11 protein-coding genes and 1 tRNA gene are annotated in these 14,938 nt (G+C 65.8%); 2 read left to right on the top strand and 10 right to left on the bottom strand.

All coding sequences use genetic code 11. The annotated features are described in order from the left end of the window. Positions 1–4: 4 nt before the first annotated feature. Entirely contained in the window at positions 5–2,713 is a 2,709-nt protein-coding gene (lanKC, locus tag ABE546_RS08775) for a class III lanthionine synthetase LanKC (protein WP_019185249.1), read from the bottom strand. A 766-nt stretch (positions 2,714–3,479) separates the two neighbouring features. On the opposite strand from lanKC, the gene ABE546_RS08780 reads away from it, so the two are divergent. Continuing rightward, positions 3,480–4,151, top strand: coding sequence for a VOC family protein (locus ABE546_RS08780; RefSeq protein ID WP_346463330.1), 672 nt, complete (start codon positions 3,480–3,482; stop codon positions 4,149–4,151). Positions 4,152–4,215: 64 nt separating this feature from the next. Here the strand turns inward: ABE546_RS08780 and ABE546_RS08785 are convergent, their stop codons facing one another. From ABE546_RS08785 to ubiA, 3 genes are all read right to left on the bottom strand, one after another. Further along, positions 4,216–4,359 carry a hypothetical protein gene (locus ABE546_RS08785; protein WP_019185247.1) on the bottom strand — a complete coding sequence of 48 codons (144 nt, stop codon included), beginning with the start codon at positions 4,357–4,359 and terminating at the stop codon, positions 4,216–4,218. Between the two features lie 267 nt (positions 4,360–4,626). Then, positions 4,627–6,051, bottom strand: coding sequence for a TIGR00366 family protein (locus tag ABE546_RS08790; protein WP_346463332.1), 1,425 nt, complete (start codon positions 6,049–6,051; stop codon positions 4,627–4,629). 184 nt (positions 6,052–6,235) lie between these two features. Then, a complete protein-coding gene (gene ubiA, locus ABE546_RS08795; protein WP_319624331.1) occupies positions 6,236–7,129 on the bottom strand; it encodes a 4-hydroxybenzoate octaprenyltransferase in 894 nt (297 codons plus the stop codon). A 158-nt stretch (positions 7,130–7,287) separates the two neighbouring features. Between ubiA and ABE546_RS08800 the strand changes: the two genes are divergently transcribed. After that, positions 7,288–7,364 (top strand) — tRNA-Arg (locus tag ABE546_RS08800). A gap of 186 nt (positions 7,365–7,550) precedes the next feature. Here ABE546_RS08800 and ABE546_RS08805 read toward each other — a convergent pair. From ABE546_RS08805 to ABE546_RS08830, 6 genes are all read right to left on the bottom strand, one after another. Next, positions 7,551–8,345, bottom strand: a complete 795-nt coding sequence (locus ABE546_RS08805) for a SapC family protein (RefSeq protein WP_346463334.1) — start codon at positions 8,343–8,345, stop codon at positions 7,551–7,553. 68 nt (positions 8,346–8,413) lie between these two features. Then, positions 8,414–10,144 (bottom strand): putative porin, encoded by a 1,731-nt coding sequence (locus tag ABE546_RS08810; RefSeq protein WP_346463335.1) that lies wholly within the window; start codon positions 10,142–10,144, stop codon positions 8,414–8,416. 50 nt (positions 10,145–10,194) lie between these two features. Continuing rightward, on the bottom strand, positions 10,195–10,887 hold the full coding sequence (locus ABE546_RS08815; RefSeq protein ID WP_346463337.1) for an energy transducer TonB: 693 nt from the start codon (positions 10,885–10,887) through the stop codon (positions 10,195–10,197). A 4-nt stretch (positions 10,888–10,891) separates the two neighbouring features. Then, positions 10,892–11,305, bottom strand: coding sequence for a biopolymer transporter ExbD (locus ABE546_RS08820; protein WP_088433529.1), 414 nt, complete (start codon positions 11,303–11,305; stop codon positions 10,892–10,894). 10 nt (positions 11,306–11,315) lie between these two features. After that, positions 11,316–13,127, bottom strand: a complete 1,812-nt coding sequence (locus ABE546_RS08825; protein WP_346463339.1) for a DUF2341 domain-containing protein — start codon at positions 13,125–13,127, stop codon at positions 11,316–11,318. A 37-nt stretch (positions 13,128–13,164) separates the two neighbouring features. Then, the gene (locus tag ABE546_RS08830) at positions 13,165–14,793 is read right to left on the bottom strand and encodes a ShlB/FhaC/HecB family hemolysin secretion/activation protein (protein WP_346463341.1); all 1,629 of its coding nucleotides are present in this window, start codon (positions 14,791–14,793) and stop codon (positions 13,165–13,167) included. Positions 14,794–14,938: the final 145 nt, after the last annotated feature.

A 14,938-nucleotide genomic window follows, 5' to 3' on the forward strand; every position in this document is an offset into this window, starting at 1 on the left:
GCGATCACGCAGACGCTTGGACAGCGTGCGCACCGATGCGCTTCAGCAGTGGCCCGTCCATGACATCCAAGCAGAAGTCATCGCCATCAGGAGCACTGAGCCTCTGGACGGCGCGTATGACCCCGGCCATTCCAGTTGCATAATCACACGATATGCGGAAGAGGTTCTCTCCAGGCACCGCAGCCATGTCGTCGTCTCCGAAAACATAGAGATCGGTAAGGCCTTGGTAGGCACGCTGGGCCATTTCCAGATACTTGGGGTTGCCGGAGTACACGTGGGCATCAACCAGCGTGTCGATGAGGCCAGCCAAGCCATACATGAGGCCTGCGAAGCCGGCGTACTTTCTGTGCAGATCTAGTACGAGCTGATCCACCGTCTCCCAAAGTCCGTACCGGATGGCCACCTTGACGATGCCGGCGGTGCCTTGCTCAATGTAATGCTCATAAGTCGTGATCCCTGCCGGAGCAGCGGCAAATGTCGTCACCCCTGCCTCCAGCTCATGGCCATGAGCGAGGTCGTAGCACAGGGCAGCCTTGCCCAGAGTTCGCCAGCGCTGGTCTCCGGCGGCCTGTGACAGTCGAAGGAAGAAAAGAGCGATTCCGGATTGTCCATAGCCAAAGCCGATTCGGACGACTCCATCGTCTTCCCAATACAGCCCGTCGTTGCTCCGAAGCGCGGAGGACTCGAGCTGTGCCGCGAGCTCCAGGGCCAGGTCAAGATAGCGATGGTGACCAGAGACCACGTAGGCGGCCAAATCGGCCAAGCCCAGGCCTGCCATCCCGTAGTACAGGGAAGGATGTGTGATGTTCTGCGCACTCCTGTTGGCTTGGTCCACAAAGCTGAGGCCAATGGCGGCCTCTCCCATTGCCAGGTGCGCCCAACCGATCCCCGCGAGGCCGGTCAGGAATCCCGGCGCCGCATTCTGGCTGTTCAGGCTAGAGACCTCGGCGAGATGCCGATCCCATGCCGCTTGGGGCACCTCCACTCCGGCACGGATGAGCGCGTAGATCACCCCTGATGACCCAAAACCAAGGCTGCTACCGTTTGTCGCCAGCGCGAATGGATCGCACGGGAAGAGCGTGTGATTCGGGTCGAGGCGATAATTGACTTGGATGAAGGCGGCCAGCCTCTTCAGCACGCTGTCAGCGGGAAGGCGTCTACCAGCTCTGGAGGCATAGGGCTGGCGAATGCTCACCGGCTGCAGCAGCCGTTCCTCCGCCTCTTTCAGGCTGACCTTGCCTCGTGCGAGGTCACGGATGACCCCCATGACGGGCGTGTCCTCCCAGCCGATATCCCACACAATCTCAGGCAGCACTGTATCGAACAGATCATCTCTGATGTAGGCCATGGCGACGATCGGGAACATGGCGTACATCATGATGGCAGCCACGGCATAGTTGTCATCTTCGTAGCTGCTGATCCTTGCCCGGCTCTTAAGCTTGCTCCGGAAGCCAGGTGTGTGGATGTCCTCTGACTCTCCGAGCTCGGGTCGAAACGCGGCCTCAAGATCGATCAGGCGGACTGCCAGACTGTTCTTGGCAACAAGGATATTGGGAGGAGACAAGTCACCGATCACCATGCCCGCCCCATGAGCTAGATCAACTGCACGCATGATGTTGACGAAGATGTCCCTGTACATCGCGTAGAACGCATCACTATCCGCCAGCGTCGGGCGTACTTTCATCAGTGGAGAGAACTGCAGCATGACCTGACGCATGTCATGGGCATCGACGTACTCTTCGACCATGTAGAGGTTTTCCCAGTCCCAGAAGGTATCGAGGACCGCTGGCGCGATACCCAAGGAACTCAGGATGCTCAGGTTCTCCATCTCGCGCTTGAGACGGGTAGTCGCATCCCCGCCGTTCTCGTAGAGCTCGACATGAGGACGCGCCTCCTTGATGACCACCTGTCGGCCGGTAGCGCGCTCGATCGACAGATAGACACCTCCCGTGTTGGAGAAGCCCAGCGCGCTTTCGACGAGATATCGTCCCCCATTGAGTGATCGGTCGTCAGTTTCATCCTCATCACTCGGGAACGGATCCTGAGCCCACGGCGGACTCTCGAAGTATGGGTTCCGGCGGTCAGGCATGTGCTCTCCCGATGGCCCCACTAGCATCGGTATCCGCTTACCCATGATGTCCAAGTGGCTCACCTGAATGATGCCGCCATAGCGGTAGTACAGGCAGCGGCTGTCCTTGTAGCGTCTGTCGGACAGAATGTAGGAGCCGGTCCGGGCGCCAAGCGCCTGGTAAAGCGCCTCGATCACCTGGATGAATTCGCCCTCCGTGTGCGGATAGACGGTGATGAACTTTCCGGACCCTCCCCGGGGCCATCGCTTGGATGTCATCATCCTCATCGTCCGGCAATCGTTCGCGAACTTGAACTGGACATCCTGCTCCAGCAACAGCGCCGCAGCGTCAGCCAGCATGGCGCGGCAATTGTCCTCGATCGCCGACAGGTGAATCTTCCACCCTTGGATGGGAAGAGAGCGCACCTGAGCATCGCCACCAGGCGTCACGTGCGACCAAACATTCTTCCGGCGAATTTCCCAACCACGCCCATGCGCTGCCAGTAGTGGTCGCACGATTGCGGCGAGCTCATCGCCCGGCGTGTAATGGTCGTAATCCGGCTCATAGAAGCGATCATCGCTATTGATGAACGTGATCTTGTCTACGTGCCGAAGTTCCCGCAGTGTCAGATTTTCAGATGCCATGGCGCGCGCTCCTTGAATGGGCTCGGCGCTTGACCCATGTATTGAGCCAAGCGGTGTCCAACACTGCTGCGGGAAGGACATCGGGCAGCGGTCCCCTCTCCGGCTGGATACGCCGGCTAGCGATCCTGAGACGCACGTCGCAGGTAGGACGCCGGGATGAGAGCTCCTCCTCTCACCTTGCCCACCGTCAGGCAGGATCTCCAGCTTGGACGCCGATCACTGAAGGTCTGAATCGTGGGTGCGTTCCACACCCACGATTATTCACATCAGTCACAGGCGGTGGTTAACGATCCACGCTCCCGGCGCCGCAGCAGGTGTGCGTCGAGCTACCCGAGCTGTTTCCCATCGTGCCGGCATTGGTGTCCAGGGCTAGGCGCTGCAGATTGAGTACGCGATTCATGAGATACCTCCTTATTATGAAACGAAGAATCCGATCTGACTTGATTGTCTATCGAATCAGTCGGTGACACTGCGCACTGGCATTTCAGTTGCGCAGATAAATGGGCATTACGAAACAGCAACAACCGTAATGGACCGTGTAGCGCCGCGGATTGCGGTTGATTCTCCTGCCGATAAATGTCCGCGAAGGGGCGAAGGCGTTGTCGAACATTCAACGCCTTTCGTAGCCAAGCGAGTAGCCGGTCTTCTCCGCGTAATGAAGTAGGAAATGCCCTTGTGACGGTGTCCATTTGATCAGATCAACGCATAGCGCGCGCCTCGGTTATCCAGCAGAATCTCGACGTATCTACGCGAGGCCTCCCGCACCATGCGCATCCATCAGATCGATCTCCCTGTGTCCGATGTCGCCGCCACCGTGGCGTACTTCCGCGATGAACTTCAGCTGCCGGTCGAGGGCTCAGCCGTGCGCATCGGCTGGAGCACTCTGCAGTTGCAACCCGCAGGATCGAACCCGGTCGGCGGTGTGCACCTGGCGTTCAACGTGCCCGCCAATCGCTTCGAGGCGGCCACCGACTGGCTCAAAGCACGCGCCACCCTGCAGCGCGATCTGAAAGGCCATGACCACTTCACCTTCGATGGCCGCTGGGATTCGGAATCGATCTATTTCACCGGGCCGGACGGCCTGATCCTGGAATTGATCGCGCGGCGACGCTTGCCTGCGGGCGAGTGCCAGGGCGGGTTCCACGGCAGCGAGATGACCTGCATCAGCGAGGTCGGCCTGCCCGCTGAACACGTCGGTGAAGTGCAGGCAAACGCACAGAACGCCTTCGGGCTGGAGCCTCTGTCACAGCCCACGCCGCACTTCGCACCACTGGGCGATGACGAAGGCCTGTTGATCGTGGTCGATGCCACCCGCCGCTGGTTCCCCGAGCAGAAGGTGCTGCCGAATGCGCGCGGCATCCGCGTGGTGCTGCATGACGTGGTACCGGGTGCGGTGGTCGAAGACGCAGCACTGGGCTGGCACCTGCGCTCGGCCTGAGCAGGCCCGGACGAACGAAGCCCCGCCGGAGCGGGGCTTCAGTTCACACAGCAGCCAGCTGGGCTCACTCTTCCTCGTCCTGCTGGCCGCCCTGCTGCTGGTTCTGGTTGCGCTGCTGCTGTTCCTGCTGCTGTTGCTGCTGCTGGCCGCGACCACCTTCCTGCTGCTCACCGCGCTGATTCGGGTTCTGCTGGTTCTGCTGAGCCATCTCGATTCTCCGGTTGCCGCAAACGGAATGTCGCGGTCCGGGCCATCCTCTGCAGCGCGAGGTTAACGACGTGTGGGGGTTTGTATACGAATTCGTCAACGTCTCCACGCCCGCCTTTTCAGCGAGTGCAGACCCCATGTCGCAGTAGGCGTTGACCCGCATATGAACGGTTCGAATGCCCTTATTCCGCTTCCCACAGAATGCCTCGCCGTGCGACTGAACAGGGCATCGCTGAGCCAACGTCTGCAGATGACGCGCAGATGACGATCACGGCATCACCGGCGGCACGTAGGTCAGCGTCATGCCGAGCAGCCACAGCAGGCCGAGCACCAGCGGGATGTGCACCAGCAGCTGGATGAAGGTGAAGCCGACGATGTCGCGCGCCTTCAGGCCGAGCACGCCCAGCAGCGGCAGCATCCAGAACGGGTTGATCAGGTTCGGCAACGCCTCGGCCGCGTTGTAGACCTGTACCGCCCACCCCAGATGGGCCTTCAGTTCGTTGGCCGCCTGCATGACGTACGGCGCTTCGATGATCCACTTGCCGCCGCCGGAGGGCACGAAGAAGCCGAGCACGGCCGAGTACACGCCCATCACCAGCGCGAAGGTGTCGGTGGTGGCGATATGCACGAACAGGGTGGAGAGGCGATGGGCGAGGGTCTCATCGCCACTGCCGGTGGCGTGGGTGAGGATCATCGCGATGCCGCCATACAGCGGGAACTGGATCAGCACGCCGGTGGTGCTGGGGACGGCCTTGGCCACGGCGTTGAGGAAGCTGCGCGGGCGCCAGTGCAGCAGCAGGCCGAGCGAGATGAACAGGAAGTTGTAGGTGTTGAGGTTGGCGATGGCGGTCACCACCGGCTTGCTGGCGAACTCGCCGAACAACCAGCCGAACGCGAGCAGCGAGAGCAACACCGTCAGCAGCGGGCTGTACTCCAGCCACTCGCCGGGGCGGGTGCGCGGCTGCAGCGGCTCGGCCTCGGCGCGGGCAGCGCCTTCGAAGTCCTTGGCGGTGCGCGCAGTGGCGGCGCCGGGCGCGGTCAGCCAAGCGATCAGCAGCGACACCAGGATCAGTGCGGATGTCAGCGCGATCGACTGCCACAGGAAGATGGTTTCGGTGAAGGGCAGCACGCCGGTGATTTCCACTAGTCCGGGCGGCATGCTGGCCGGGTTGGCCTGCAGCTGGGCGGCCGAGGAGCTCAGCCCCATCGCCCAGACCGCGCCGAGGCCGAGATACGCCGAGGCGCCGGCGGCGCGGTAGTCCATGTGGAGTGCTTCGCGGCGGGCCAGCGCGCGGACCAGCAGCCCACCGAACACCAGCGAGAAGCCCCAGCTGAGCAGCGAGGCCAGCATACTGATCAGGCCGACGTAGACCACCGCGCCACGGCCGGTTTTCGGGACGCGGGCCAGCAGATCGATGAAACGCGCGACGATCGGCGCGGTGGCCACCGCGTAGCCGCCGATGACCACGAAGGCCATCTGCATGGTGAAGGGGATCAGGCTCCAGAAGCCCTCGCCGAATGCCGTAGCGGTGGCCTGCGGGGTGGCGCCGAAGCCCATCGCGGCGGCCGCGACGATGACCACGCCGAGCACCGCGAACACGTACGCATCAGGGAACCATTTTTCCGCCCAGGCGGCTGAGCGCAACGCCGCGCGCGCCATCCAGCCGTCCTGTACCACCGTCGACGTGTTCATTGCCCCGCCCTCCCCGATCATTCAATGGGAGGGATTCTGGGCGCTGGCCACGGCGCTGTCAGTCGCCTAATGGTCGTAGTGCCGGGGGCTGCCCGGCTCCGCGAGGTGGTCGGGTGCCGGCCAGCGGCCGGCACTACCCATGTGCGCGTTACCGGTAGCACCCGACCGTTGGTCGGGTGCCCCCTCAGCGCAGCGCCAGCGACACCGCGATGCCGGCGAACAGCGCGGCGCCGACCCAGTTGTTGTGCAGGAAGGCCTTGAAGCACGGATCGCGTTCGCGCTTGCGGGCGATCCAGAACTCGTAGGCGATCAGGCCGGCGGCCACGCCGACGCCGAGGCCGTAATAGACGCCCAGCCCGGCGCGCAGGCCGACCAGCGCCATCGTGCCCAGGAACAGCGCGTAGAGAATCCCCTGGATCACCAGGTCCAGATCCCCGAACAGGATCGCGGTGGAGTGCGAGCCCATCTTCAGGTCGTCATCGCGGTCAACCATGGCGTACCAGGTGTCATACGCGGTCGACCACAGGATGTTGGCGCCGTAGAGCAGCCAGCCGATCACCGGCACCTCGCCCTGCACCGCGGCGAAGGCCATCGGGATGCCCCAGCCGAAGGCCATGCCGAGGTAGACCTGCGGCAGGTGGGTGTAGCGCTTCAGGTAGGGGTAGCTGGCGGCCAGGAAGACACCGATGAAGCTCATGCCGATGGTGAGCCAGTTCAGGGTCAACACCAGCGCGAAGGCGACGATCATCAGCCCGGCGAACAGGGCCAGCGCCTCGCGGCCGGAGACGGCGCCGCTGGCCAGCGGGCGGTCCTTGGTGCGCTTGACGTGTGGGTCCAGCCAGCGGTCGGCGTAATCGTTGATCACGCAGCCGGCCGAGCGGGTCAGCCAGACGCCGGCGGTGAACACGAACAGCGTCCACAGCGGGGGCAGCCCGCCGGAGGCCAGCCACAGGGCCCACCAGGTGGGCCAGAGCAGCAGCAGGGTGCCGATCGGGCGGTCGGCGCGCATCAACTTCCAGTAGTGCCGCCAGCGCGACGGGGGCGCCGCTTCGGGCGCTTCAAAACGTTCGTAAGCCATCGGTAAAGGATACCGCCTGGGCTGGCCGGGCGCGCCGCCGCCCGGTGCATCGATGCAGGGGGCAGACCTGCGCGGCGTTTACGGATAGAATGCTCCTCCCGCGCCGCTTCGGCGGTCCGTGGCCCCATCAGGCGGCCCGGCGGGATGCAGGATACAACGCGCTCGTAGCTCAGCCGGATAGAGTAGTGGCTTCCGAAGCCATTGGTCGGGGGTTCGAATCCCTCCGGGCGCACCATCCTCGCCATCTTCCCTTGCAGGTATTTCCGCTGCGGCGCGCTTTTGTGCGCTCGGACGGAGTGCCGTGCCGGCTGCCGCGCGCGAACGCACCGGATCGGGTGCCGCACAGATGACGCCACTCGAAGGGCTGGTCTTCCCACCGGCCTGGAGTGACGGCACCTGCACGGCGCCCCGGTAGAACAGGTCAGCCTGTGGCGAGGTCGGCGAAGCGACCCAGCGAAGCCAGGTGGAAATACACTGGCGCCAGCCAGCCCTGGCGATGCCAGTGCACGAGGGTGGCATCCGGCAGCGCATCCAGACGCGCGGGATCGACGACATGGAAGCCCTGCAGGCTGTGGCGGCGGCCATCGGCGAGGACCACGTCAGCCTGGCGCTCGATCAGCACGCCGGCCTCGGCCAGGGCGGCACTGAAGGCGCGGGTGGCGATGTCTTCGCGGGTGAAGGCTTCGCAGAACTGCAGGGCATGACGCGTCATCGCCGAAGGCTGGTCGCCCTCGAACAGCGGCAGCCCTTCCTCGCCCTCCTGCACGATCATGTCCGCATCGGCATCGATGGCCAGCACGTAGCCGTCCGGCTCGCTGGTGCGCGCGAACACGAACGGGTAGCGCCGCACGTAGGCGGGAATGTAGGCGCCGGCCTGCCATTGGTCGGCGATGACGAAGCGGTTCTGCTCCGCCTCCAGGCCGAGCACGGCGATCGGCAGATGATCGGGACCGGCGAAGACCAGCGGATACGCGCGCGAGGCCGCGGCGAATTCCCCGATCATCACTGGAATCGAGTGACTGCCGGCGGCGAACGCGGCGCCGGTCTGGCGCACGCGCCAGTGGGCATGAAGCTGCGACGACAGCACGACCGGGCGGCGGTAGAGCATGGGCCAGCTGGCCGGCGGCGTGATGCTGTCGGCCGCTGCCGAGACGGCATCGGCATCGGCATCGACGTCGTCGCCGGCATCCGGCGCGAGGGAAGTGTCGGTGTTCATGGTGAAAATCCAATGTGGGGCAGCAAGGGAGGCGGCACGCCGCCTCCCGGAGACAGGCGTTGCGTCGGTCAGAAGCCTGCGTTGACTTCCAGCTGGAAGACGTCGATCGACAACGGGGCGCCGGTGACCTCCTTGGCGGCCATCCAGCGCCCGGTCAGCCACACGTTCCGGTCGAACATGTAGGAGCTGCTCAGGTAGTAGCCCTTGGCATTGGTGCCACCGAGGTGGAAGTTGGAATCGTTGTAGGCATCGGGCAGCGCATCGCCTTCCAGGCGTTTGTAGCCCACCGCCAGGTTCCAGTCGCCGGCCTGCTTCATCACCAGCTGGCCGAAGGTCGCCTGCGCCATGTACGCCATGTCACCGCTCTGGATGTCCTGCGGCCCGGCCACGCCGTTGGCGGCAGTGCCCAGGTTGGTGACGATGCCGCCCTGCGCGCGTTCCCACATGCGGTTGGGATCGTAGGCCAGGTTCTTGATCGCGTGCCCTTCCAGGCGCAGGGCATTGCCCGCGAACAACGGCGTTTCCCAGGCCAGGTTGAGGTCGAGCAGTTCGAACTCCGAGGCCAGGCCAACGTATTGCGGCATCGGGGTGTTGGCCGGGTCGAGCGGATTGAGCGCGATGTTCCGCAGCAGCATCAGCGTATTGCCCTTCTGCATGAATGCAGGGCGCGACCAGTCGCTGCTGCAGAAGTCCGCGCCGGCATACAGCGCGCACGGCTGCGAGTACTCGCCGGCGGTGTTGCGGAAATCGTAGTAGCCGACCGCCGCACGCAGTTTCTGCGCATCGCCGAACTGCCACTCGGCGCCGACCTGCGCGCCGTTGAGCCACTTGTTGTCGCTCTTCATCTTGTCCTGGCTGGTGTTCGGGAAGCTGTCGGAGGAGTACTCCAACGGCGTCAGGCCCAGCGTGGCGAACAAGGACAGGCCGTCATCGCCGATCGGCTGCGCGTACTTGAACGCCAGGCCATCGAAGTTGAGGTCGTTGGAGAACAGCGTGTCGGTGGACCAGTACGGATTGCCGAAGCGGCCACCGAGGATGTCCAGGCCCGCCACCGGCGACCACGACAGCCATGCCTGGTCGAGCCAGGCGTCTTTCTTGGCCAGGCCACCGCCCAGCGTCTGGGTGGAGGACACCGGGCCGTTGTCGTTGCCGGTCGCCAGGCGCACGCCGGCACGGGTGTGCTCGCCCAGCTCGGCGATCACGCCCAGGCGTGCGCGGATCCGCCAGGAATTGTTGCGGTCCTGGCGGGTATTGCGCAGCGGCGGCAGATCCAGGTTGGTGTTGCCGTTGACGTCGTAGCCGTTGCCGGCGTTGATCCGCGCCCAGTCCACTTCGATGTCGCTGTTGCGCTCGGAATACAGGCGGCTCTCGTTGCGCACGCGCACGTCACCCTGCACGCGCAGGCGCTGGGTCCACTCGGGCACCTGGTCCGGCGCCGCCCAACGCTCGGCCTTGGCCTCGGCCATGACGCTGGCCTTGACCTCTTCGCGGATCTCATCGCGCACGGTCTGCGGGATGTAGGGCACGCGCACGTCACCGGGCTGCGCGGCGATCGCGGTGGACGCCGGCGCTGCGGGAGCTGCGGCCGATTCGCGCTGCGCCTCCAGCAACAGCGCCTGGCCGGCCTCGGGCTTGAGCGCACCGCTGTCCATCAGACCGCGGATCAGCTTGATCATGGTGCTCTCGCCGCCCGTGGCCTGGGCGTGGGCACCGCCGCTGACCAGGACCAGGGCGACACCGGTGGCGATGGCGGTGCTGCGGAGTCCCAGCAGCGCGGAGTGGAGGGTTGAACGGGTCATCGGCTTGCTCGCAGAAAGGAAAGATCAGGGAAGAAGAAAGACAGCGCAGCTCATCCGGCCGGACGACGGCCCTGCACCAGCACGCGCGCGGGGAAGCTCAACGACGCCGGTGGCCGCTCGTCGATGCGGCCGATCGCGCGGATCGCCTGCAGCACCGCTTCATCGGCTTCGGTGTTGCCGCTGCCGCGCGCGAGCTCGACGCGGGTCACCTGCCCGGCCTCGTCCAGCCAGACGTTGACGGTCAGCTGGAAGGCCAGGCGCTGCACCTTGGCGTCGCGTGCCACGGCCTGTTGCAGCACGTAGCCCAGGTAACGGCCGTAGCTCGCATTGCCGGCGCCGCCGGCACCGGTACCGCTGCGCCCGCCCCCCGAGCCGGACTGGATGCCGAAGCTGTCGCCGCCGGCCTGCGCGTCGGCATCCATCGTCACCGGGTCGGCGGTGTCGGGCGTCGGCGCTTCTTCGGTGGGCTTGGGCACCTCGTCCAGCGGCTCGGGCTCGGGCATGACCTCTTCAGGGGTCACCTCCGGCTCGGGCTCGGGCTCCGGTGGGGGCGGCGGCGGTGGCGGCGGCAACATCACCATTGGGATCTCGGCCACGGGCCGGCGCGTACTGGCGGTGTCCTTGAACAGCAGGTACCAGAGGAGCAACGCCACGGCCGCCAGGCCGACGAGCAACGCCGCCACGGGCCACCAGCGGCGCCACGCGGGCACGCTGTCACCGCTGCGGGAGTGGAGGGAAGTCACGCCCTCACCCCTGCACTTTGCCGGTGACCAGGCCGACCTGGGTCAGCTCGATCTTGCGCAGCAGGTCGAGCACTTCGACCACACGCGCGTACTGCACCTGCGCATCGCCGCGCACGATCACCGGGATATCCGGGTTCAGTGCCTTCTCCGTGCGCAGGCGATCCTCCAGCTCGGCCAGGCTGACCGGGTAGGCGTCCAGGAAGATCTGGCCGGCGTTGTCCACCGTGATCGCCTTGGTCTTGGGCTTCTCCAGCGCCATGCTGGAACTGGCCTTCGGCAGGTTGACCTCGATCCCGGGAATGGTGGCGTTGCTGGTGAGGATGAAGATCACCAGCACCACCAGCAGCACGTCCACGAACGGGGTGACGTTGATGCCTTTCTCGCGTTTCTTGATGCCGAACCGCTTTGCCCTGGCCATGGTGGTCTCCTCAGGCCAGCGCCGGGCGCGCTGCGGCGGCCGGTGCGGTGCGATCGAACTCTTCGGCCAGGCGCGCGGTGAACTCATCGACGAACACCGACATGTCCGCCGCGATCGCTTCAGCGCGCGAGGCCAGCCAGTTGTAGCCAAACAGCGCCGGGATCGCGACGCCCAGGCCGGCAGCCGTGCACAGCAGGGCGGCTGCCATGCCCGGGGCCACCGAGTTGATGTCCACCGCGCCGGCCATCGCCGCCACCGCAAACACCAGCATGATGCCGATCACGGTGCCGAACAGGCCGATGTACGGGGCGCCTTCGATCGTGGTGGAGAGCCAGTTCATGCGCTTGGACATGCGCTCGGTCTCGCGCGTGACTTCGGCGTCCATCGAGGCGCGGATCGAGGTGATCGCCGCGGCGGTAAGGCCATGGTGGTGCGAGCCGCGCCCGTCCATTTCGTCCATGGCGATGCGGTACAGCCGCCACAGCGTGGAGTTGTCGCGGATCTGCGGGGCCAGGCTGCCGGTACGTTCCAGCGCCTGCAGCGAGGCGACCGGTGCACCGGTGACCTTCTTGTACTGGGCGGTGAAGGCCTCGTTGGCCTTGGCCACGGTGCCAAAATAGCGGCTCTTGGCGATCATGATCGCCCACGACAGCAGCAGCATCAGGCCCAGCACGATCACCACCACCCAGGCATCGACCGGCATCGCCTTGAGGATGAAACCGAAGTGGCTCACACCCGCCGACTGCTCGTCTTCGCCGAAGGCGATCAGGCGCGATTCGGCACCCTGCGCGGTGGCATCGGCCAGCAGTGCAGTGGCCGGGCGTGCCACCTTGGACACACGCACTTCATCGATTACACCGAGGAACGGCTGCGCGGCCGGAATGGCAGCCGCATCGCCCGCCGCACCCGCGGCGGGTGCATCGCCACCGAGCAAGGCCTCACCGGTGAAGGCCGGCAGGCCGGTGGCCAGACGCACTGCTTCGCGGCCGGCGACGTACAGGATCACCGCATTCTCGGTGCTGGTCACCGCCACGTGTGCCCACTGGCCCGCCACCAGCGCCGGAATCGGCTGGCTGCGCTGGTCGTTGACGCGCACGTAAGGCACGCCGTTGTCGAGGCCAACGAGGAAGACGTTGCCGCCCTCGCGGCGGGCGTAGATCGCCTGGTCCGGGCCGAGCTGGTCCGGTTTGATCCAGGCAGAGACGGTCATCGCACCGTTGGCGGCAACGGCGAGTGACGGCGCACCGGGCAGATGCAGCGGCGCACCGGCCAGCTGGGCACCGCGGCCGATGATCGCGCCGTCTGCGGGCTTGAACTCACCGGTGAGCGTGTTGACGTACGCCGTGGTGTCACGTGCCTCGGTGCCGCTGTCGGCGAAGTGGTAGACCGCGCTGTAGTCTGGATCGAACACGCGCTGGCCATTGGCCGCCGCCGGCGCACCGGCGTTGCCGTAGTACATCCAGATCGTCTGCGCTGCAGTGCCACTGAGCGTAGGCACATCCACCCAGATCAGGGCCATGCCCAGCGCCGCGTCGTACTGCTCCACCTGGTGGTTGAGCACGGTGTGGCCATCGGCACCGATGAAGCGCAGGTCGTTGCCGCCCTCGGCAACACCATCGAACGCGAAGTTGCCGGTGTGCAGGCGGATCAGCACGGGCGTACGGCCGAGATTGCCGCCCAGCGCGGCCCCGTTGGGGCTGGCATCGAGCGTGATCGGTTTGCGGTACTTCCAGTCGGCCTGCCACCACGCGGTCTCGGCGTGGGCGACGCCGAGCGTGGACATGCTCAGACAGAACAACAAGAGGGCAAGAAGGCGTTGCATGGACGGTATCTCCGGAAAATGCTTGGGAAAGTCAGGCTCAGTAGCTGGCGCCGACGCTCAGGTGCAGGCGGTTGGCATCTTTGGTCGTGGTCGGGCCGTCGCGCAGCGTCCGGCCGTAGTCGAAGCGGAGGTTGTAGTGCTCGCCGATGCGCAGGCTGCTGCCCACGCCGATGGCACTCATCGCGGCGCTGTCGGCCTGCTCGGGCAGCGGCCGGCGCAGGCCCAGCCAGGCGCCATCGAGGAAGCCGTAGAAGCGCCAGTCCTGCAGGCCCCACAGGCCGAGCGGGCGCGTGCGCCATTCCAGCGTGGCCAGCGCGCCGTAATCGCCGATGCCTTCGGCCGAGCGGTAGCCACGGGTGGTGAACATGCCGCCGGCGGCGAACTGCTCGCCGGAGACCAGCGGCTGGTCGGTCATCTGCGCCGACAGCCGCGCGAACCACTGCGCACCACTCTCCAGCGTGTAGGTGTCGCTCAGTTCCAGCTTGAGCGCGAAGAAGCTGGGATCGGCGTAGGCGCGCTTCCAGTCGAACTCATCATCGGTACTGCCGTAGCCGAACAGGCTGCGCGCACCGAACACCGCCTGCACGCCGACATTGAGCTGGTGCCTGGTGCCCTGGCGGAAGCCGCTGTAAGCCACGGTCACGGGCGCGTACTTGAGCGGGGCGAAATCCGAGGCCTGGCCGACCATCGCGACCGATTCGTCCAGGTCCTTGAAGTCGACACCGGCCGAGAGCTGGTGCCACCAGGCGCCCGTCATCGGGAAGGTGCGGCTGAGCTTGACGCCGACCGCGTGGCCCTTGCCGGTGACATTGGTCTGGCCGGTGGACACCACGTTGCTGTCGGAGCGGTAGCCGGAGAAATCCAGCATCCAGTCCGGGCTGCCCAGCGGCAGACCGTAGGCACCGGACCACACGTTGGCCTGGTCCAGGTCCTGCGGCGCGGCGAAGAACGTCAGCGAAGCGGTGTGCTCGCGCTGCCAGAGGTTGTCGTGGCCGACCGTGAGGATGCTGCGCAGTGGCTCGGTGTCCACGCTGTGGTCGTTGTTGAGCGTGGCGCCGTAGCGCCAGGGGGACGTGTCATCGACCTTGAGCTCCACATCCATCGTGCCCTCAGCGGCGCCGGGCTTGACCAGCGGCACCACCTGACGCTTGCCGCCTCGGTTGAGTTCGGTCAGCTGCGCCTGCGCGCGTTCGAAGTCCGGCACGGCGCCTGCCTGCAGCGCCGGCACGCGCTCGGCCAGGCGCGCGGGATCGTTGTGCTCGGCGCCGACCACCTTGACCTGGCCGATGCGGGTCTCGGTGACCTGCAGGATCACCACGCCGCCGCTGACCTGCTGCTCGGGCAGATCCACATAGACAGACTGGTAGCCCTTGCCCTGATAGGCCGACTGCAGCGCCACGCGCGCCGCTTCGACATCCTGCAGGGTGCGGTCCGGGCCGAGATGCGGGGAGACCGCCTGCTCGATATCGCGCGCGCCGAGCACGGTGTTGCCGCGCACCAGGTACTCGTTGATGTTGACGCGGGCAGCCGGGGCGGCCGCGGCCGCCATCGGGGCAGCGACGGCGTCGGCATCGGCAGGCGCGGTCTGCGCGTTGGCCAGCGAGATCGCGCAGAGCAGGCCCAGTGGCAGGGATGCCCGTGCCAGCGCCGGGGAGATTGAAGACATCAGTGGCTTCTCAATGCGGAAAGGGATTCAGATGCGCAGGAGGTGAGCGTGCGCGACGGCGGTAACAGCGCCGTTGCACCGGCAAGCCAGTTGCGTGCGCGCGCATGGCGTTGGCCACGCGCGCTGGCCAGAGGCAGGAAAGACG

This window comes from Stenotrophomonas sp. TWI377 (genome assembly GCF_039674525.1).
GTDB lineage: Bacteria > Pseudomonadota > Gammaproteobacteria > Xanthomonadales > Xanthomonadaceae > Stenotrophomonas.

Coding starts and splice junctions, on each gene's coding strand:
- lanKC (WP_019185249.1), bottom strand. CDS start 2,713: ATGGCATCTGAAAATCTGACACTGCGGGAACTTCGGCACGTAGACAAG.
- ABE546_RS08780 (WP_346463330.1), top strand. CDS start 3,480: ATGCGCATCCATCAGATCGATCTCCCTGTGTCCGATGTCGCCGCCACC.
- ABE546_RS08785 (WP_019185247.1), bottom strand. CDS start 4,359: ATGGCTCAGCAGAACCAGCAGAACCCGAATCAGCGCGGTGAGCAGCAG.
- ABE546_RS08790 (WP_346463332.1), bottom strand. CDS start 6,051: ATGAACACGTCGACGGTGGTACAGGACGGCTGGATGGCGCGCGCGGCG.
- ubiA (WP_319624331.1), bottom strand. CDS start 7,129: ATGGCTTACGAACGTTTTGAAGCGCCCGAAGCGGCGCCCCCGTCGCGC.
- ABE546_RS08805 (WP_346463334.1), bottom strand. CDS start 8,345: ATGAACACCGACACTTCCCTCGCGCCGGATGCCGGCGACGACGTCGAT.
- ABE546_RS08810 (WP_346463335.1), bottom strand. CDS start 10,144: ATGACCCGTTCAACCCTCCACTCCGCGCTGCTGGGACTCCGCAGCACC.
- ABE546_RS08820 (WP_088433529.1), bottom strand. CDS start 11,305: ATGGCCAGGGCAAAGCGGTTCGGCATCAAGAAACGCGAGAAAGGCATC.
- ABE546_RS08825 (WP_346463339.1), bottom strand. CDS start 13,127: ATGCAACGCCTTCTTGCCCTCTTGTTGTTCTGTCTGAGCATGTCCACG.
- ABE546_RS08830 (WP_346463341.1), bottom strand. CDS start 14,793: ATGTCTTCAATCTCCCCGGCGCTGGCACGGGCATCCCTGCCACTGGGC.